This window comes from Streptomyces hainanensis, from assembly GCF_004348415.1.
GTDB lineage: Bacteria > Actinomycetota > Actinomycetes > Streptomycetales > Streptomycetaceae > Streptomyces > Streptomyces hainanensis.
The window spans coordinates 1-942 of sequence record NZ_SMKI01000873.1; the positions used below are offsets into that span (position 1 = coordinate 1).

At 66.9% G+C, this 942-nt stretch carries 1 protein-coding gene; it reads right to left on the reverse strand.

Translation table 11 applies throughout. The features are described 5' to 3' along the window. Nucleotides 1-880 (reverse strand): IS982 family transposase (locus E1283_RS36570; protein ID WP_132822436.1); only part of this gene is annotated, 880 nt, incomplete at its 3' end. Nucleotides 881-942 lie beyond the last annotated feature (62 nt).

Here is a 942-nt window from a genome sequence, read left to right on the forward strand (position 1 = left end):
TCAGTGACCTGGTGATGGGTGCGCCGATGGTGCGGTTGTGCCAGATTGCACAGGTCATCGCCAGGATCCGCTGAGCCACTCGGACGCCGACGCCTTCGATGGTGCGGCCGCCATGCTGTTCGAGGCCGAGTTGGCCTTTGAGGGTGTCGTTGACCGATTCGATCAGCTGCCGCACCGTCTTGAGCAGGGCTTCTCCGGGCCGTGGTGTGCCGCGGTTCTTGTAGGAGGGCCGCAGCAGGCCGACGCCGTGCTGGTCGAGGAAGCGGTCGAGTTCGGCGGAGATGTAGCCCTTGTCGGCCAGGATCAGCAGGCCGGGCCGGTCGGCGGCCAGGTGTGGTTCGTTGTCGATCAAGGCGGCCAGGACCTGCCGCTCGTCGATCTTGGGGTCGGCCAGGGCCCAGGTGACCGGCAGCCCGGCCGGCGTACAGATCAAGTGGAGCTTCAGGCCCCAGTAGAAGCGGGAGTGGGAGCGGCAGTAGCCGTAGTTCGCCCATCCCGCCAGGTCCGAGCGGCGCACGGTCTCGCGGGAGCGGGCGCACTCCACGGGTGTGGAGTCCACGACCCACAGGTCATCCAGCCACAGGTCGGTGTCGGCCGCCAGGGACCGGATCACCCGTTTGACCAGCGGTAAAGCGGCTCGTAGGCGCTTGTTGTAGGCCGGGCGCTGGGGCAGATAAGGGAAGAGGGGACGCAGGTGGGCGTGGGCGAAGCGCAGCCAACGGGCTTCGCAGTGGAAGCCCAGGATCGCCTGGGCCACGGCCAGGGTGACCAGCTCGGCGTCGGTCAGCCTCGGTGGCCGCCCTCGCCACCGCGGGGTCTTCAACCGGTCATCGACGTGGACGTACAGTGCCGTCAAGAGGGTGTCTAACTCGGTCGTCACAACCCGATGTTGGACACCCTCCCCCACGTCAGAAAACCCCTCATTCGGAACTACTCGTCTAG